Below are 16,664 nucleotides of genomic sequence, written 5' to 3'. Positions count from 1 at the left end.
CAAACAGTCCGCGGCGCGTGACGACCTGCTCGGAGCGGGGAGCGAACGGCGGCCGCAACAATTTCACGAGGCGGCGGAAAGGGCATATGAGAAGGCTTGCAAGCCAAATCGGGCAATTGCGCTCTTCTCCGCTCGCCCGCAACACCATCACCTATACGTTCAATTTCGGCCTGCAACTGGTTATCCAGTTCGGTTATTTCCTTATGATTTCGCGCTATCTGGGTGCGGGCGGCTACGGCCTTTTCGTCACGCTGTCGAGCGTCGGCATAATCGGCGTGCTGATCATCGGGCTTGGGTCCGATCACCTGATGATCCAGCGCGTCGCCGTCGATCCGAAAGCGTTTTCGCGTTATTTCGGCCATGCCGTCGTCATGATCGCGTCGACCTTGCCGGTCGTCGGGCTGGCGGTCGTTGTCGTCGGCCATTACCTCGTCGGCGACGAACTGGCCTGGGCGCCGCTCATCGCAATCGTCGTTTCGCATCTTGTTTTCGGGCGCATAAACGGTGTCTGCGCCAATGCCTTCATGGCTTTCGACAGGGCGAAACTGCAACTTTTCTGCAATGTGTTCATCGCAGCCGCGCGCGCCGCCTTTCTCGGGCTGGCGATTGTCGTTCTCGACAAGCTGACACTGGAAGCCTGGGCATGGTGGTATCTGGCTGCCTCCGCGTTGAGCGCGGGCATTGCCCTGACGCTCGTCCTTGCGATATGCGGGCTGCCGCGCTTGAACGTCGTTTGGGGAGACCTGAAGCTCGGGCTCCAGTATTGCCTTGAGTTTCTGGCGATCGGCAGTGTCGGCGACCTCGACAAGCCGACGGTCGCACAGGCGCTTGGCCCGGAAGCCGCCGGCCAGTATGCCGCTGGTTTCAAGATCGTCGATGCCGCCTCCGCTCCGGTCAGGGCGCTGCTCTACGCCACCTACACCCGTCATTTCAGGAACGCAGCGTCAAGCGATGCCGACAGCGTAGGCTTCGGCATCAAGCTGCTGCCGTTTTCGCTGGCGATTTCGATCTCCGTCGCCATCGCGCTTTTTATCGGAGCCGACTTCGTGCCGCTGCTGATCGGTCATGATTTCGACGGAACGCCCGAAATCATCAAGCTTCTGGCGCTTTATCCGCTTCTCATGGGGCTTTCGGGTATCGGCGCGGATATCCTGCGCGCGGTCGGCCGCCAGGCGCTGCGTATCACGCTTCTCGTCATCACCAGCGTGTTGATGATCCCGGCGATCTGGATCGGAGCGGAGCTTGGCGGGCTCTTCGGCGCGGGCGTTGCAAGGCTCCTGCTTCAGGTCGGGCTCGTCGGCGCGACATGGGCATTTCTGGTGAGGTCGAGCGGCGTTCGTCAGCCTGCGGAATAGGTGAAACGACGGCTTGAGCCGAGCGAAGCGATTTCGCCTGCGGGCTGGCGCCCGGCGGAAATCCCGTCTCGCCTCGTCAGCTGGATACATTTTTCGCGGCCCGGCGCAAGGTGGAACCAGTTGTCGGACGGACGAAAGCCGTCATCGCGAATATGGACGGATTGGGCAAGGCAATCCGAGGAAAGCCGCAGCACGGTAGCGCCGTCGCAGGACGCCTCCAGCGTTGCCGAGATTTCCGGGCGGTTCAGAGCCTGTCGACGCCCGAGCGGGAAGTGGAAGCCTTGCGCGATCTCTTGCCCCGTTTGCCTGTCGACAAGGCGCGCAATTGTAACGTCATGCGAGGGCGGGCCAAAGCGGAAGGCGTAAGTCACGTCGAAGAAGGCGCCGATGATTTCCGTAGCGGCGACGGAGTGTGCCGAGCGGGACGCAAGGTCGATGTCCAGCGATCCGGACACCACGGGAATCCGTCCTTCCCTGAGGCAGGCGAGTTCGACCGTAACCGGGCGCAAGTCCGCCGTGTCGTTTATCAAATGAACCGCCAGACCGTTGGTTCCCTCGTCCGTCAAGGAGATCTGGAGCGGACGGAAGGCGCGCTTCAGCGCATACCATGCGGATTTCGGCTCGCCGGTCGCATCGACCACACCCCAGCCGAGCCCGGGTGAAAGATCCTGGTAGTTCCAGATAAGCCCGCCTGACGTGGGCGAGCCTTTCCGCCGCCATTCGGCGAAAACCGCTTCCATGACTTCGGCCACCGCCGCGCGGCCGAGGTCGAGATAGCGTTCAGGGTCGCCGTAGCGCAGATCGAGCGGCTTTTCGTCGTAGAGATATTCGACGTAATGCTCGCGGATGTCCTCGAAATCCCAGCCCACACCCCGGTCGCGCGGCACGCGCGCCTTCCATTCCGGGCTGTGGCCGATGCCGGCAGGCAAATGCGCTTCGACAGTCGCGGGCTCCGGCACATTGGAAAACGCCAGGCATTCGGCGGCGAATTTTACCTCCGCCCGGCGCGCGTCCTCTATCGGCGCACGGTAGGCACTGACGCCGAAATAATGGGTCACGCCTTCGTTGGGCGAAAACGGCATGGCACCGCCCGACGGCGAGTTTTCGACATAGACGACGTCCGGGCGGTGCCGTGCTGCCGCTTCGGGCAGGATTTCGTTTGTCAGCGGCCCGCTCCAGCGCTCGGCCGGCAGACCCATCATCGCAGCCTGCTGCAGGATTTCGCTGCCGCCGCAGGCAACCGCGAAGGATGGAGAGCCTTGCGTTGCCAGCAGAAAGGCTTCGGCCTCGCGATAAACCTTCCCGGCGAATTGCGCATCCTTCACCGGATAGTCGAAATTGGCGAACTGGAAGTCGTGCCAGACGAGGATGCCAAGTTCGTCGCATAGCTCGAAAAAGGCGCGTGCTTCATAGACCATTGTGCCGCCGACGCGCAGCATGTTCATATTCGCTTCGCGCGCAAGCTCAAGCCAAGGCCGATAGTTTTCCCTGTCGCCCGGCAGCGAAAGCAGATCGGCGTTCGTCCAGACCGCACCCCGACAGAAGACGCGCTCGCCGTTGATCCTGATCGCGAATTCCTTGCCGTCCGCACCCCGCTCGGCCTCGATACGGCGAAAGCCCGTGCGGGCGATGTGGATCAACTCGTCGCCAAGGACGAGCGCGACGTCGTAAAGCCTCGGGTTTCCGTGGGTGTGCGGCCACCATGGCTCGACGTCGGGGATATCGATGACAGCGGTCAGAACGCCAGCCTGATCGCGGGCGAATTCGGCCATCTGGCCGGCGCAGGCGAGGCGGGCATCCTGATATTCGCCTGGAAGCGTCAGCGAGACTTCCAGCCGGCCGGCCCCGTCCTCAAGCAGGCCTGAGCGGATTTCCGTGATTTCGGCGAAGGTGTCTTGTGCGGAAATCAGGCTGATCGGCCGCCAGGGGCCGACGGCGTGAATTCCGGGACACCAGCCCGGCATATGGCCCAGAAGCGTGGTGCGGATCAGCCTGAGGCCTTGGGATTTCGCAAGCTGCGTGCGCCATTTCGCCCGCGGGCCTTTGCGGGAAAGATGCGGCTCCAGCGCGCGAAAACAGAGGGCAAGCTCGGCATCTCCCGAAAGCTCGACTTCCACCTCCTGAGCTTCAAACATGCTGTCGGAAATCAGGATCGGCTCGCCATCGAGCCAGCCTTCTGCGATCGTCGCAAGCCCCTCGAAGACAAGGATATGACGGCCGGTCGCGCGCGAGCTTATGCGGGCGCGATACCAGATGTCCTTGTCGTGGAGCGGGGCCGGATTATCCGTATCGTAAAGCCCGGCGTCGCTCAGCGCTTGCGCCGCCGTGCCGGGCACACGGGCGGCGTGCCATTCGGTATCGGCGGGAATTTCCGCCGGCATCTGCCATTCGCCGGAAGCGGCGACGGTTATCGACCAGCCCCCGGTCAGGGGCTCGATCCGCGATCCGTCAAGCGGGATCCTGCGGACCGTCTTCTTCCTGCTTCCCTCAGATGGCATGGCTCGAACCCGTTACGCCGCCCGGCTTGATGCTTTGGGGGAAACGCGGGTTTCCAGGCTTTTTGCGAGACTGTCCCACGCCTCCACGGCGGGCAGGAGAGCGGGCGCGAGCCTGTCGAATTTCCTGCGCGCGAGCGCCCGGGCAAGCTGGAATTGCACGATCTTGCAGGTTTGCGATATGGCGTTGGCAGATTCTTCGCCTTCGGAAAAATCGCCCGCGCCCTGGGCCGTCAACCAGGCCAGATGGCTTGAGAACAATTCGAAATTGGCACCGAGCTGACGCAGCGTGTTGAAGGCATAAAGGTGGAAGAAGCCGAACTCGCGCTCGGCCACTTCCTCGACCTGGCCGGGAAAGACATCCGTGAATTTCGCGATCGGATTTTCGGCCGGGCGCCGGCCGAGATGATGCGAAAGAAGGTCGAGCGCGGCCTCCGGCAGTTTCGCACGGTCCGTCGGTTCATCTGGGAATTTGACAAACTCCGTATAGGGCAGGAAGGCGGTGTCGCGGGCGAATTCGCCGCGCTGAAAGATGCCGTCGAAATCCTCGCCTTCAAGCCGGAACAGGCCGAGCCCGTGGAAATAATCCATCGAACGGGTTTCTATATCGAGGCGGTTCGCGGCGATCGTCGTCTTGCCGTGCTCGGTGCGATAGGACGTGCCATGGGTGTCCGGCAGGAAGAAGCTGTCGACCTCCACCAGCGTCGCGCGTCCGCGTCTTAGTTGTTCCAGAACGTGATTTTCAACCCGGTCGTAAATCGCAAGCTCGGTAACGCGGATACCGTACAGCGTTTCCAGGTCCTCGAGCGGCACCTTGAAGAAGGTGAACTGGTCGCCCTCGAAATCCTGCGTGATCGAGTAGCCGAGCGCTGCTTCCGGCGGCAGGTCGAGAGCGTTCAGAAGCTCGATCCAGACGTCCAGATAGCAGTTCGTTTCCGGCCAGTCGCGGTTCGACGCATGCAGCGCGTGGCGCGGATAATCTGCCGGATCGAGCGCCGGAAAGAGCTTCGGCATATGGTCTTCGTCCCTGCTCGGTTGTTGCGGCTCAGCCCCAAAGCGTGGCGCGGACGGCGTCCGGCCAGTCCTCGATCTCAAGGCCGTGATGGCGGAAGAGCGCGAGCGTAAGCCGCTCCAGCCCGAAGCCGACACAGGCTGTATGGGCCGGTTCGCCGTCGGCGCGGGTGATGCCCCAGGCCTTGCCGAAATTGTCCATGTGGTAGTTGAAGCTCATGCAGGCTGTCGGGTTTTCCGAGGAGGTGATCGGCACCAGCATTTCGAACTTCAACTCCTGTTCGCGCTGGCTTGCGCCCAGCATCTTGCCGGCCCGGCCGAAGAAGGGGTCGTTGGCGACATCTACATGGGCGGGCAGTTGCAGCGCGTCCATGATTTCCTTGCCGCGCCGCTTCCAGGTTTCGCGGAACGCAATCGCCTCGTCGGCATTGCCCACGCGCACGTATTCGCGCTGGCGGAACATCTGCATGCGTGCCGGATCCTTCGACGGCTCATGACGAAAGCAGTAGGACTGCAGCGCCACCGTCACGCCGCCCTCCGGCAGCGCTCCGCGACGGGCCAAAATCGGGTAAAGCGGATAGCAGGCGGCGGGGGTCAGCGCGAGGTCGGTGCGCTTCTGGCCTTCCGTCCAGTCCTTGCCGGTCGCCATGCATTCCAGAAGGCCCATGTGGCCGTGGTGGTCGCCGCAGAAGGCGTGCACGGTGCCCGCAAGCTGCGGGAAGTTCTTCATGTAGCCGCTCGTCTCGAAGTCGGCCATCGTCATGCCGGGCGGAAAGACCATTGCTTCCGATGTCTCGTCCTCGCCGATCTTCAGCACATAGTCCTCGAAACGGCGGATGACGTCCTCGAACGCGCCGCTTCTGGCGTAAAGCCCGTCGACACCGGAGGAATGAAGGAGGCCCCGGTCGAAGAGCTTGTCGAGAAAGGAAGTTTGCGCGTCCATGGGTCTTATCCGATCAGGCTTGTGTCCTGCTTGTGAACCAGGAGCATGGTCGAGGTGTTGCCGAGGATCCGGTCGTTGGAAATCATCAGCTGCGCGGAATGGGCGTCGCGAAGGTGCCGGCCGAGGCTGTATGGCGTGCCGTTCTTGTAGCCCATGATCCCGTTGATCAGCATGCAGTGGTTGATGATCGTCAGGATCGTCTGGGACGTGCCGACCTTCACGTTGTTCATGGCAACGGCGAAGCTCATGGCCGAAAGCTTGTTCGCGTCGGTCTTCGCCTCCTCGAACTGGCGAAGGCCTGCGACCACGTTGCCCTTGACCTGCTGCAACAGGCTGGAGGCTTCGGCAAGGCGCAACGCGCCCGGAGGGGTTGATCCCGGCTGGCGGCGGGCGGCGGCGCGCACGAAGCTTTGCGCGCGGTTTACGGCATCCGCCGCGATCCCGTACCACAGCGCGCCCCACAGAAGATGCGAGACGGCGAGCATGGATTCCGCCGCGATTTCCGCGAATGGTCGGGGCAGGATCTGTTCCTTCGGCGCTTCGCCGCGGAAGATGTAACCGTCGGAACACGTGCCGCGCATGCCGAGGGTGTCCCAGTCGCGGGTATGCTCCAGCGTGTACTGGCCTTTCAGGAAAAGCGTGCTGACCTGGTCGCTCGGCGGCGCATCCTTGTGAGCGCGCGAAGTGATGAGGATCGCATCCGCCATCTCGCCGTAGGAAATGACGGTGGCATCCTTCTCAAGGCGCACCGTATCGCCGTCCACCTCGATCGCGCAGACGGAGTTGCGCAGGTTTCCGCCGATGCCGGCCTCGCTGGTTGCGGAAGCGATCAGCACCTGCTCGTCGCAAAGCCGCTTCAGGAAATCCGCATGCCAGGCGCTGTTGCCGGAATAGCCGACGATGCTTGCCACCTGGATCTGGTGCATGGCGTAGGTCATCGCGGTGGATGCGCAAGCCTGACCCAGGATCGCGCAGACCTCGGCGATTTCCTGCATGCTCGCGCCTTCGCCGCCGAGTTCGCCCGGGACCTGAATGCTCATCAGGCGCTCGTTTTTCAGCGCATCCATGCCTTCGCGCGGGAAACGGCCCTCGCGGTCGACAGCGTCGGCGAATTCGCCCGCCACCTTGGCGGCGCGCCGGGCACGGTCGGAAAGCTCTGCCGCTACGGCTTTGGTGACGATATTCATCACGCGGCCTGCTGCTCGGCCGAAATCGTGTCGACAGCCTTGGCGATCGACGCGATAGAGGCGAAAGTGCCACGGTTGAGCATCGTCTCGGGGAATTCAATGTCGAATTCCTCTTCGATCGCGAGCATAAGCTGCACCGATGCGAAGGAAGACAGTCCGGCGCTGTAAAGGTCGCCGTCGTCGGCAATCGTACCGACATCGACGGGCAGCTTTCCGTGCGTGGCGACGATCTTGCGAACCGTTTCCGCAGTGCTCATGACGCAACTCTCTCTTCTTGACCTCGAGCTGAAAATTCGGCGGCGGTTCATTGTGAACCTTGCGTGAGTATCGAGAGTTGGGATTTAGAAACGTTAAAGTGACCAAGGAAAAAACAGGTTAAAAACAGTTAACGTTTATCGTTAGTTACTACCTGAATGTTCAGCTTTGCCCGACGAGGCGCAGGCCGATCGAAGAAGCATGATCCGGCGAAATCGGCGATATTGGAATTCAGAAGCGGAAATTAATTGACCGTTCGGTCAGTCAATTATTAGATTGCGTCTGTTCAGGCCGACCCGCTTCGGCTAGACCACGGCTGCACGACAGGAAGATTTCGGGAGGATAGCCATGCGAGAGGCATATATCGTCGATTACGCGCGCACGCCGATCGGGCGTTACGGCGGAGTGCTCTCCTCCGTTCGCGCCGACGATCTGGCGGCGATCCCGATCCGCGCGCTGTCTGAGCGCAACGCCGGTGTCGAATGGTCGCAAGTCGATGACGTCATATTCGGCTGCGCCAACCAGGCGGGTGAGGATAACCGTAACGTGGCGCGCATGGCCGTCCTTCTTGCGGGCTTACCCGTCGATGTTCCGGGCACCACCATCAACCGGCTTTGCGGGTCGGGCATGGATGCGGCGTTGATGGCCGCGCGCGCGATCCGCACCGGCGAGGCGGACCTCATCATTGCCGGCGGGGTGGAAAGCATGTCCCGCTCGCCCTTCGTCATGCCGAAGGCGACGACCGCCTTTTCCAGAAACGCGGAACTATTCGACACCACGATCGGCTGGCGTTTCGTCAATCCGCTGATGAAAAAGCAATACGGCATCGATTCCATGCCGGAGACGGCGGAAAACGTCGCCGAGGATTTCAATATCTCGCGTGCCGATCAGGATGCTTTCGCCGCGCGGTCCCAGGCGCGCGCGGTCGCCGCGCAGGAAAACGGGCGCCTTGCGCAGGAGATCGTCCCCGTCACCATTCCCCAGCACAAGGGCGATCCCGTCATTGTGTCGAAGGACGAACATCCGCGTCCGGGCACGACGGCCGAAAAGCTCAGCACGCTTCCCACACCCTTCCGCGAGGGGGGCTCGGTGACCGCAGGCAACGCGTCCGGCGTGAACGATGGCGCGGCGGCACTTCTCATCGCCTCGGAAGACACGGTGAAGCGCTTCGGCCTCACGCCAATCGCGCGGATCGTCGCAGGAGCGGTCGCGGGCGTGCCGCCGCGCATCATGGGCATAGGTCCTGCGCCGGCTTCGAAAAAGCTTCTGGCGCGGCAGGGCCTCGATGTTGGCGATCTCGATGTGGTGGAACTGAACGAGGCTTTCGCCGCACAGGCGCTTGCCACGCTTCGCGACCTCGGCATTGCCGATGACGCCGAGCATGTGAACCCGAATGGCGGTGCGATCGCGATCGGGCATCCGCTCGGCATGTCGGGTGCGCGCCTTGTCGGCACGGCGGCACTTGAACTCAGGACGCGCGGGGGTAAACGAGCGCTGGCCACCATGTGCATCGGCGTCGGGCAGGGGATCGCCAGCCTCATCGAGGCGGTCTGAGCCTTCTTTCGCCATGGAAAGACAGATTCAGGAAAGCTGTGCGGGATGAAACCCGCCCAGCTTTTCTGCTTTTCTATCCGGTCATCCGGGTCATGACGTCGTCCTTCAGCACGAGCCGGTGATGGAGCGCCGCTGCGATGTGAATGACCACGGCAATGCTGAAGATGATGCCGATCACCTGATGGATATTGAAAAGAGCATTCGAAAGCTCCCGGTTCGGGCCGATGATCGGCGGCAGCGTGAAAAGCCCGTAGACCGGAATGGCGGCCGGATAGGCCGAGGTTGCCACCCAGCCTAGAAGCGGCGTTCCCAGCAGCACGACATATAAAAGGACATGCGTCGCGCGCGCGGCCCTGCGTTGCCACCTCGGGATATCGGTGCTTAGCGGGGCGGGCGGGTGCGTCAGCCGCCAGGCGAGGCGCGCGGCGGTGATAACGAACAGGACCACGCCCGTCGAACGGTGAAAGTCGAACAGCGTGTTTTGAAGTTTGCCCGGCCCGATGTTCACCATGGTGATGCCCGCCGGCACCATCGCCAGAACCAGAATGGCCGTGACCCAATGAAATATGCGCGCTGTTGGCGTGTAGACGAAACCTTTTGCCTCTGCCGTCACTGTCATTCGAACCCTCCCGAGCATTCGCCTTTTTCACCCTGTTCCTGAGTCTAGGGCGTTTTGCGGTTATTCGACACACCTGAAGCATTCGCGCCCGGCTTGTTTCAATCAAGCCTTCGCGACCGGTGATCGTTTTTCCTTCCCCTCGCGTAGAAACCACGGATCACGGCGATTTGATATTTGCTTTATTGGCTTTCGCGGCAGAGGGCGCGGAAGAAACCTTCAGTCAGATATCCGGAGTAGTAAGTTGCGTGAGAAACAGGCGATGGCTTTGGGACCGTCGACGGTCATGGAAAGTGGTTTTCCTGCGTCATCTCCTTTACCCGAGATATCGGACGATGGTTGGGCTGAGGTTCTGACCGCTTTCGACAACGGCGCGGGAAAACTGCCGGAGAGTTGGCAGGCGCTGTTTCAGCCGCTCCTCGACATTTCCTCAAAGCCGCTGATGATCGGCCAGCTTGGTCAGTCGCTGGACGGGCGCATCGCGACGGTCACCGGCCATTCGAAATATATCAACGGCGCAGCCTGTCTTGCTCATCTCCATCGCCTGCGCGCGGTCTGCGACGCCGTCGTTGTGGGTGTCGGGACGGCCCTTTTCGACAGGCCGCGCCTGACCGTGCGGCGCGTACAGGGCAGGAATCCGGCGCGTGTCGTCATCGATCCGCGCGGCCGCCTGCACGACTGGTCGAGCCTTTGCACCGGCGATGCAAGGTGCATCCTGATCACGGGACCTGACGCCGCGCCAGAGACGCCGGACAATGTGGAGGTGTTGCGGCTTTCCATTTCCGATGAGGGCTTCGATCCGGAAGCCATCCGCGCGCTGCTCGCCGAACAGGGCTTTCGCCGGGTTCTGATCGAGGGCGGCGGGGCTACGATTTCCCGCTTTTTGACGAGCTGTTCGCTTGACCGGCTGCATCTGCTGGTCTCGCCAATGATCATTGGCGCTGGGCCCACGGGGCTTCAGCTTCCGCCCATCGAGCGCATCGACGAGGCGATCCGCCCGCGCACGACAATGCATCGTCTGGGCGAGGAAATTCTGATCGACTGCGATTTTTCCGGGGGCAGGCCGACCGGCGGAACGGCTTGACGTCAGCCTGATTTCGCTGGAAACGCCGCGAAATCGATGTGGCCGACCGTCGATGTCAGGCTGCCCGCATCAAGCAGCCGCTGTCGTTCTTCGCGCCACGCATTCACTTCGTCCTCTTCTTCGCCGATTTCGCGCGCGGCATTCGCCCAGCCATCGAGCAGCGCGGTCTGGAAGGGTGTTTCCTGCTTCAATGAATGCCAGTCCGAAGCGCCTGCGATAGCCGTAAATCCCGCCGCGATGAACCGCTGCAGCGCATATTGCGCGGCATCCGGGCCAAGCGCTGCGCCCAGCCCCTTGTCGGTCTTCTGGTGCCGGTTCATGGCAAGGCGGATCGTCTCGTCGAAGGGATGGGGCGGATCGAGCCTTGCTCGCCCGTCGTAGGTCAGGAAAGCCAGGAACGGAAGCCGCCGTTCGGAAAGCGTGTCTACAAGATCATCGATCCATTTCGCCGGGACGAGGTCGAGAAACGCGGAGGTCGTCACCGCGTCGACTTGCTCAAGCGCGCCCGCGTCAATTCCGCGCGAAAGGTCCGCAACCGAGGCTTCGATTTCCAGGTTGGTATATTCATGTGCCCGGCGGCTGGCGATTTCGAGAAGCTCTTTGTCATTGTCGAGAAGCGTCCAGCGCTGTTTTCCCGCGATCCGCGGAGCAAACGCCGTCACTGTCGCCCCGGTTCCCGAGCCGAGATCGACAAGGTGAAGCGGCCGGTTTTGCGGCAGCCTCTCGAGAAAGGCGGATATCACGTCCTCGTTGCGCGCGCGCGCATCCGCCGGTGCGCGCAATGAAAGCCACTCGCTTGAAAATCCGCTCATTGCGTTTCCTTGATTCCGGTGATGACCGATTGCGCCGTATCGCGCCACGCCGGCAGGCTTTTCGCGTGTTTCATCGCGGCCATTCGCAGGGTCGCGCGCAGGCCAGCGTCTGCGATCAGCTTCGACAACGCCCTGGAGACGCCCTCGGCGTCGCCTCCGGCAAGCACGAACCCCACGCTTTCCGGCACGGTGTCGCGCACAGCACCTTCGCCGGTCGCGACCACCGGAAGCCCGCGCATCATCGCCTCGGCGAACGCCATCCCGTAACCTTCGTAACGGGTTGTAAGCGCGAAAATATCGGCGGACGCATAGAGCTCATCGAGCGCTTCGGCGGAAAGCGCGCCATGCAGCGTGATGCGGGACGGCAGGCCATTTGCTTCGACCATCTGCCGGATTGAAGCCGCGTATTCCGTATCGCGCGTGTCATCTCCGGCGATATCGAGATGCCACGGCAGGTCGGTCAGGCGGGCAAGCGCTGCGACGAGGGTTGCGTAATCCTTGCGTGGCACCACTGAACCGACGGCAATCAACCCCACCTTCCCGTCGTTGCGGCCGCGCGACGGTTCGGCCCGATCGAACCCGGGTTCGGCCACGGTTATTTTTTCTTTCTGAACGCCAAATTCCGCGACCAGCATATCGGCGGTCGCCCGGCTGGTTGCGATCACGGCATGTGCCAGGGAAAGGGCCCGTGTCTCGCTTCGCCTCAGAACCTCGCTTCGCCTTGCGTCGAGCCCGGTCTCTAGCGCGAGCGGATGGTGGACGAGTGCGATCAGCCTCAGCCGGTTTCGGTGAGCATGGGCGATTTCGTCCAGAACGCCGAAGGCGAGGCCGTCGACGATCACCGTGCTCCCGTCCGCCATTTTCGCGAATGCCGCCGCCGCGCGTTCCAGGGCCGCGTTGGAAGGCGCGGGATAGCCCTCGCCAAGCGAGGCCGCCTGCACAAGCACACCTTCCTCCCGCATCGCCGAAATCAGCCGGCGGTCATAGGCGTATCCGCCGGTCGGCGTGTCGATGTCGCCCGGATAGAGAAAGTGGATCGTTTCGCTCATCGAAGGTTATCCGGCATCAGCCGACCGCGCCCTCGTACCAGGCGCGCGCGACGTGCGATTCATGCAGTGTGACCCTGATCGTGGCGATCTCGCCGGCCTTTCGCCCCAGCTGTTCCGCCTTCGCGGCGTCGCTCAAACGGTTGAAGATATGGCGGGTCAGGAATTCCGTTGTCGTGTTTTTCCCTGAAAACTCCGGCACCTCGTCGAGGTTCTTGTAGTTCAGCGGCGCGAGGATTTCCTTCAGCACTTCATGGGCGCGGCCGATATCGATTACCACGCCGTTCTCGTCGAGCTCGCGGGAGAAGAAGGCCGCGTCCACCACGAAGGTCGCGCCATGCAGCGCCTGCGCCGGGCCGAACAGGTCTCCCTTGAAGGAATGGGCGATCATGATGTGGTCGCGGACCTCGACGGCGTGCATGGGGCGTAACTCCTCGGGTGATTTTCAGGGGCGTTTGGCGGAACGTCGGGGATAGGAGACGACCTGGGCAAGGGCGTCGCGCGTTCCCGACAGGACGTCAGGCAGTTCCTCAGCCAGCTTGTGGAAGGGAATAGCCGGTTCGAGAAGGGCATCTAACCTATCGTCACGAAGAAGTGATAGCGCGGTCTCCATTCTGCGGCGGAAGGTCCAGCGTGCCTGGCGGTCGGCGGGAATGCGTCCGACCTGGCTCGACTTCAGGGTCAGGCGGCGGCTGTGGAACGCGCCGCCCAGGCAGGCGCTTACAGGCGCATCCCCATACCAGCTCATTTCCAGGACGGTCGCCTCCATTCCGGCAAGTTCGAGCGCGGTGTTGAGGCCCTCAGCGCGTCCGCTCGCGTGGATCACGAGATCCTGGTTTCCGTCGGCATTACCGGGCGTTGCGAAGCGCATGCCGAGCGTGCGCGCGATCGATTCCTTTTGCGGATTCACGTCGATCAGTGTAACTGACGTAGCGGGAATGGAAGCGGCGAGCCAGCCGGCCAAAAGCCCGACCACGCCGCCTCCGACCACGGTAATTTGATCCCCCGGTGATGGCGATCCGTCCCATAACCCATTGAGTGCAGTCTCTAAATTTGCTGCAAGTACCGCACGGGCAAAGGGTATGCCCTCCGGAACGGGAACAAGCGAGCCAACGGGGGCGTTGAACAGATCCTGATGGGGATGCAACACGAAGACGGGCCGGGCGCTGCCGGCAGTTTCCTGCGCTTCGGCCATGCCGACGCAGGCGTAGCCGTATTTGACAGGATAGGGAAAATCGCCCGCCTGGAAGGGCGCGCGCATGCGCTGCCATTCGCTTTGCGGAACCCGGCCGCGAAAGACGAGGCTTTCGGTGCCCCGGCTTACCCCGCTGAAGAGCGTGCGCACGCGCAATTCGCCTTGCGCGGGCGCGGGCAGGTCCTCGCGCCGCAGCTCCAGCTTGCCGGGCGCGACGTACCAGAGCGCTTGCGCGCTATCTGGAGCGTTTTCGGACGGGCGTTCGGGCTGATTGCGCTGCATCGTAAATCCTGTGCGGGTTTTGCCCCGTATATCGCATCAATCAGGCCTCGAAACAGCCACAGTGTCGGGCTGAATACAAAAAGAGTTGGTTTTAATGGCGCGTAACATGCTTTCAGCTAAAATCCCCGCCCGCGAGCTCGTGGGAGAGAACGCCTCCGGCAACCCGGAAGGCGAAGCTGCATCGCGGCGCAATCCCATGGCCTTCAGGCGGTTGGTCTTCGCGGCTTTCGTGCTTTCTTCCATGGCCGGCCTGATCGCGCTCATGAGCGTTACCCTTTCCACGAACGGCATAAGCTGGGGGGAAGGGGCGATGCTGGTCTGCTTCGCCGCCACGCTTCCCTGGACGGTGATCGGCTTCTGGAACGCCGTCGTCGGCCTCCTTGTCATGCGCCTTTCCAAAGATCCGGTCGCCAGGGTCTGCCCGGTCGCGGTAGGGGACAAGAGCTTGCCGCTTTCCTCTTCCACCGCCGTTTTGTCCTGCATCCGCAACGAGGATGTCGATGCGGTGGCCGCCAACCTCGAGGCGATGATCACCGATCTGGTTCGCAGCGGCGAGGCGGGCGCTTTCCGGTTTTACGTCCTCAGCGACACGTCGAATGAGATCGTCGCCGCGCGCGAGGAGCGTGTATTTGCCGACCTCGCGGAACGCTGGCGCGGCGACATGGGGGTGATCTACCGCCGCCGCAAGGATAATTTCGCCTTCAAGTCGGGCAATATCCGCGATTTCTGCGAACGCTGGGGCCACAGTCACGACTATGCCCTGGTGCTCGATGCCGACAGTTTCATGTCCGCCTCGACTATTCTCGACATGGTTCGGCGGATGGAGGCGAACCCGCGCCTTGGCATCCTGCAGAGCCTTGTCGTCGGCATGCCGACGACAAGCGCGTTCGCGCGCGTATTCCAGTTCGGAATGCGTCTCGGCATGCGCTCCTACACCACCGGCAGCGCCTGGTGGCAGGGCGATTGCGGCCCCTACTGGGGGCACAACGCTGTGCTTCGGCTGAAACCCTTCATCGAGGCGTGTCACCTGCCGGTTTTGCCGGGTAAAGGCCCGCTTTCGGGCCCGATCCTGAGCCACGACCAGGTCGAGGCGGTCCTGATGCGCCGCGCCGGATACGAGGTTCGCGTGCTTCCCCTCGAAACGGAGAGCTTCGAGGAAAACCCGCCGGATCTTCTGGAGTTCATCCGCCGCGAATTGCGCTGGTGCCAGGGCAATCTTCAGTATCTGAAGCTTCTGGGCCTGTCCGGCATCAAGGCTACCAGCCGCATACAGCTCGTGCTGGCGATCCTGATGTTCGTCAGTTCTCCCGCCTGGCTCATCTTCATGGCGCTCGCGGCCACGCTTGCGGTCGTCGGCGGCGACCAGATGCTGCAGTTCGACGCGACGACGGGCTTTGCGCTCTTTTGCATCATCATGACGATGGTCTTTGCCCCGAAGATCGCGACGGTGCTGGATATTCTGGCCGACAGGAAGTTGCGCAAGCGCTTTGGCGGCGGATTGCGTGTCGTTGCGGGCACGGCGGGCGAAATCGCCTTTTCCGCGCTGCTCGCGCCGATCATGGCCGTGGCCGTTTCCGTCTTCATCGCCGGTCTCCCTTTCGGCCGGGCGATGGGATGGGGCGCGCAGGCGCGCAGCCCGCACGGGCTTCCCCTGCGGTTGACGGTATCGAAGCTCTGGCCGCAAGCCCTGTTCGGCGCCGCCGGTATTCTCTGGACGGCGAACCAGTCCTGGGCGCTCGTCCTGCCGCTTCTGCCGGTGGTCCTTGGGCCTTTGCTGGCTGTTCCCTTCGCGCTTCTGACGGCGCGCCGCGAGGCCGGGCGGCTTGCGCTCGCCTCTTCGCTGTGGCGGATCCCGGAGGAGCAGGAAGCTCCCAATTGCCTGCTTCCTCTGCGCCTCGGGGCCTTGACGGCGCTCGGAGCCGGCACGGTGCCGGATTACAAGCCGGACCTTGTGAAGGCCGACGCCTGAGGGCTCCCGGCAAAGCCTTCTCGTCCTGCAAACGCAAAAAAGGCCGGCGAAAGTCCGGCCTTTTTCTTGTCCCGAATGTTGAATTCAAACCTTGTAGACGTATTCCCGGTCGGGCTCGCGCTCGATGTCCGGCGGAAAATTCCGGTGCTTGTCGGCGTGGTAGCGATCGTAGTGGTCGCCTTGCGAGGCCTTGTTGTAGGTCGCGAAATACATCCGCCGAGAGGCGTTCGTCGGGTTGGGGGCGGAGCGGTGCGGACAATAGGCGTCGAACAGCACCAGGTCGCCGGGCTTCGTCGGGCAATGGACGAAGTCCATGCCTTCCATGTCTTCTTCCGTCAATGGCTCCATGCCGCGCAGAAGGCCGCGCTTGTGGTGGCCGGCGGTCACTTCCAGGCAGCCGTTCTCGATCGTCGCTTCGTCAAGGCACAGCATCACGTTGACGAAGTCCTGCGCATAGTCGTTCCAGCCGGCCTGCGCGTCCTGATGCGGCTCGAATCCGCCGCCACCCGGCATCTTGAAGTTGATCTTTTCCTTGAAGAGGACGGCGGGTTCGCGCAGAGCGCTTGACGCCACATCGCCCAGGGCTTCCGTCAGGCGGCGGTAACCATCGTGAAAGGGGGCGATTTTCTCGATGCGGTTGACAAGGTCCGCGCCGTCAACGCGGCTTTTCTCGTGGTAGACCCACTGCCGGCCCGGCACCTCGGGCATGGCCATCACTTCGCTCGTCCAGGCAAGAATGGTTTCGACGTCAGTCGCGTCGAAAGCGGCCGGAACATGGACGAAGCCGTCGCGCTCGAACGCGGCAATCTGGTCTTCTGACAAGGCGGGCGTCTTTATCATCAATCCCCCAATATTTTTGC

General features: G+C 62.5%; 15 protein-coding genes. 4 read left to right on the top strand and 11 right to left on the bottom strand.

The window, feature by feature from the left end; all coding sequences use genetic code 11:
• Window positions 1-86: 86 nt before the first annotated feature.
• Window positions 87-1,355, top strand: coding sequence for a lipopolysaccharide biosynthesis protein (locus HPQ64_RS01440; RefSeq protein ID WP_172886617.1), 1,269 nt, complete (start codon window positions 87-89; stop codon window positions 1,353-1,355).
• Here the strand turns inward: HPQ64_RS01440 and HPQ64_RS01435 are convergent.
• Genes HPQ64_RS01435 through HPQ64_RS01415 form a run of 5 tightly spaced genes read right to left on the bottom strand, consistent with a single transcriptional unit; the run spans window position 1,340 to window position 7,248 of the window.
• Entirely contained in the window at window positions 1,340-3,853 is a 2,514-nt protein-coding gene (locus HPQ64_RS01435; RefSeq protein WP_246270241.1) for a glycosyl hydrolase 2 galactose-binding domain-containing protein, read from the bottom strand. The genes HPQ64_RS01440 and HPQ64_RS01435 overlap by 16 nt on opposite strands.
• Window positions 3,854-3,865: 12 nt before the next feature.
• The gene (locus HPQ64_RS01430) at window positions 3,866-4,864 is read right to left on the bottom strand and encodes a DUF1839 family protein (protein ID WP_172886616.1); all 999 of its coding nucleotides are present in this window, start codon (window positions 4,862-4,864) and stop codon (window positions 3,866-3,868) included.
• A 31-nt stretch (window positions 4,865-4,895) separates the two neighbouring features.
• The gene (locus tag HPQ64_RS01425) at window positions 4,896-5,804 is read right to left on the bottom strand and encodes an amino acid--[acyl-carrier-protein] ligase (RefSeq protein WP_172886615.1); all 909 of its coding nucleotides are present in this window, start codon (window positions 5,802-5,804) and stop codon (window positions 4,896-4,898) included.
• 5 nt (window positions 5,805-5,809) lie between these two features.
• Window positions 5,810-6,991, bottom strand: coding sequence for an acyl-CoA dehydrogenase family protein (locus HPQ64_RS01420; protein ID WP_172886614.1), 1,182 nt, complete (start codon window positions 6,989-6,991; stop codon window positions 5,810-5,812).
• Window positions 6,991-7,248: an acyl carrier protein gene (locus HPQ64_RS01415; protein ID WP_172886613.1), complete on the bottom strand. Its 258-nt coding sequence runs from the start codon at window positions 7,246-7,248 to the stop codon at window positions 6,991-6,993. The genes HPQ64_RS01420 and HPQ64_RS01415 overlap by 1 nt, the downstream gene beginning before the upstream one ends.
• Before the next feature lie 346 nt (window positions 7,249-7,594).
• On the opposite strand from HPQ64_RS01415, the gene pcaF reads away from it, so the two are divergent.
• Window positions 7,595-8,800, top strand: coding sequence for a 3-oxoadipyl-CoA thiolase (gene pcaF / locus HPQ64_RS01410; protein WP_172886612.1), 1,206 nt, complete (start codon window positions 7,595-7,597; stop codon window positions 8,798-8,800).
• Window positions 8,801-8,873: 73 nt separating this feature from the next.
• On the opposite strand, the gene HPQ64_RS01405 is transcribed toward pcaF, so the two are convergent.
• The gene (locus tag HPQ64_RS01405) at window positions 8,874-9,419 is read right to left on the bottom strand and encodes a cytochrome b (RefSeq protein ID WP_172886611.1); all 546 of its coding nucleotides are present in this window, start codon (window positions 9,417-9,419) and stop codon (window positions 8,874-8,876) included.
• A 241-nt stretch (window positions 9,420-9,660) separates the two neighbouring features.
• Here HPQ64_RS01405 and HPQ64_RS01400 point away from each other — a divergent pair, with 241 nt between their 5' ends.
• A complete protein-coding gene (locus HPQ64_RS01400; RefSeq protein WP_246270239.1) occupies window positions 9,661-10,500 on the top strand; it encodes a RibD family protein in 840 nt (279 codons plus the stop codon).
• A gap of 2 nt (window positions 10,501-10,502) precedes the next feature.
• Here the strand turns inward: HPQ64_RS01400 and HPQ64_RS01395 are convergent, their stop codons facing one another.
• The 4 genes from HPQ64_RS01395 to HPQ64_RS01380 are packed head-to-tail and all read right to left on the bottom strand — an operon-like array spanning window position 10,503 to window position 13,835.
• Window positions 10,503-11,312, bottom strand: coding sequence for a methyltransferase domain-containing protein (locus HPQ64_RS01395; protein WP_172886610.1), 810 nt, complete (start codon window positions 11,310-11,312; stop codon window positions 10,503-10,505).
• Window positions 11,309-12,361, bottom strand: coding sequence for a glycosyltransferase family 4 protein (locus HPQ64_RS01390; RefSeq protein WP_172886609.1), 1,053 nt, complete (start codon window positions 12,359-12,361; stop codon window positions 11,309-11,311). Before HPQ64_RS01390 ends, HPQ64_RS01395 begins: the two co-directional genes overlap by 4 nt.
• A 16-nt stretch (window positions 12,362-12,377) precedes the next feature.
• Window positions 12,378-12,779, bottom strand: a complete 402-nt coding sequence (locus HPQ64_RS01385; protein ID WP_172886608.1) for a 6-pyruvoyl trahydropterin synthase family protein — start codon at window positions 12,777-12,779, stop codon at window positions 12,378-12,380.
• A gap of 24 nt (window positions 12,780-12,803) precedes the next feature.
• On the bottom strand, window positions 12,804-13,835 hold the full coding sequence (locus HPQ64_RS01380) for a zinc-dependent alcohol dehydrogenase (protein WP_172886607.1): 1,032 nt from the start codon (window positions 13,833-13,835) through the stop codon (window positions 12,804-12,806).
• 106 nt (window positions 13,836-13,941) lie between these two features.
• Here HPQ64_RS01380 and mdoH point away from each other — a divergent pair, with 106 nt between their 5' ends.
• Window positions 13,942-15,804 carry a glucans biosynthesis glucosyltransferase MdoH gene (mdoH, locus tag HPQ64_RS01375; protein WP_172886606.1) on the top strand — a complete coding sequence of 621 codons (1,863 nt, stop codon included), beginning with the start codon at window positions 13,942-13,944 and terminating at the stop codon, window positions 15,802-15,804.
• An 84-nt stretch (window positions 15,805-15,888) separates the two neighbouring features.
• Here the strand turns inward: mdoH and HPQ64_RS01370 are convergent, their stop codons facing one another.
• The gene (locus tag HPQ64_RS01370; protein ID WP_172886605.1) at window positions 15,889-16,644 is read right to left on the bottom strand and encodes a phytanoyl-CoA dioxygenase family protein; all 756 of its coding nucleotides are present in this window, start codon (window positions 16,642-16,644) and stop codon (window positions 15,889-15,891) included.
• Window positions 16,645-16,664: the final 20 nt, after the last annotated feature.

Source organism: Hongsoonwoonella zoysiae (genome assembly GCF_013266695.1).
Classification (GTDB): domain Bacteria; phylum Pseudomonadota; class Alphaproteobacteria; order Rhizobiales; family Stappiaceae; genus Hongsoonwoonella; species Hongsoonwoonella zoysiae.
The sequence above is the reverse complement of the archived record's forward strand: the minus strand, read 5'-3'. Positions and strand labels throughout refer to the sequence as shown.

Excerpts from the sequence above, each read along its gene's own strand:
- HPQ64_RS01425 (WP_172886615.1), bottom strand. The coding sequence starts at position 5,804 with ATGGACGCGCAAACTTCCTTTCTCGACAAGCTCTTCGACCGGGGCCTC.
- HPQ64_RS01370 (WP_172886605.1), bottom strand. The coding sequence starts at position 16,644 with ATGATAAAGACGCCCGCCTTGTCAGAAGACCAGATTGCCGCGTTCGAG.
- HPQ64_RS01415 (WP_172886613.1), bottom strand. The coding sequence starts at position 7,248 with ATGAGCACTGCGGAAACGGTTCGCAAGATCGTCGCCACGCACGGAAAG.
- HPQ64_RS01395 (WP_172886610.1), bottom strand. The coding sequence starts at position 11,312 with ATGAGCGGATTTTCAAGCGAGTGGCTTTCATTGCGCGCACCGGCGGAT.
- HPQ64_RS01390 (WP_172886609.1), bottom strand. The coding sequence starts at position 12,361 with ATGAGCGAAACGATCCACTTTCTCTATCCGGGCGACATCGACACGCCG.
- HPQ64_RS01430 (WP_172886616.1), bottom strand. The coding sequence starts at position 4,864 with ATGCCGAAGCTCTTTCCGGCGCTCGATCCGGCAGATTATCCGCGCCAC.
- HPQ64_RS01385 (WP_172886608.1), bottom strand. The coding sequence starts at position 12,779 with ATGCACGCCGTCGAGGTCCGCGACCACATCATGATCGCCCATTCCTTC.
- HPQ64_RS01380 (WP_172886607.1), bottom strand. The coding sequence starts at position 13,835 with ATGCAGCGCAATCAGCCCGAACGCCCGTCCGAAAACGCTCCAGATAGC.
- mdoH (WP_172886606.1), top strand. The coding sequence starts at position 13,942 with ATGCTTTCAGCTAAAATCCCCGCCCGCGAGCTCGTGGGAGAGAACGCC.
- HPQ64_RS01435 (WP_246270241.1), bottom strand. The coding sequence starts at position 3,853 with ATGCCATCTGAGGGAAGCAGGAAGAAGACGGTCCGCAGGATCCCGCTT.
- HPQ64_RS01420 (WP_172886614.1), bottom strand. The coding sequence starts at position 6,991 with ATGAATATCGTCACCAAAGCCGTAGCGGCAGAGCTTTCCGACCGTGCC.
- pcaF (WP_172886612.1), top strand. The coding sequence starts at position 7,595 with ATGCGAGAGGCATATATCGTCGATTACGCGCGCACGCCGATCGGGCGT.
- HPQ64_RS01405 (WP_172886611.1), bottom strand. The coding sequence starts at position 9,419 with ATGACAGTGACGGCAGAGGCAAAAGGTTTCGTCTACACGCCAACAGCG.
- HPQ64_RS01440 (WP_172886617.1), top strand. The coding sequence starts at position 87 with ATGAGAAGGCTTGCAAGCCAAATCGGGCAATTGCGCTCTTCTCCGCTC.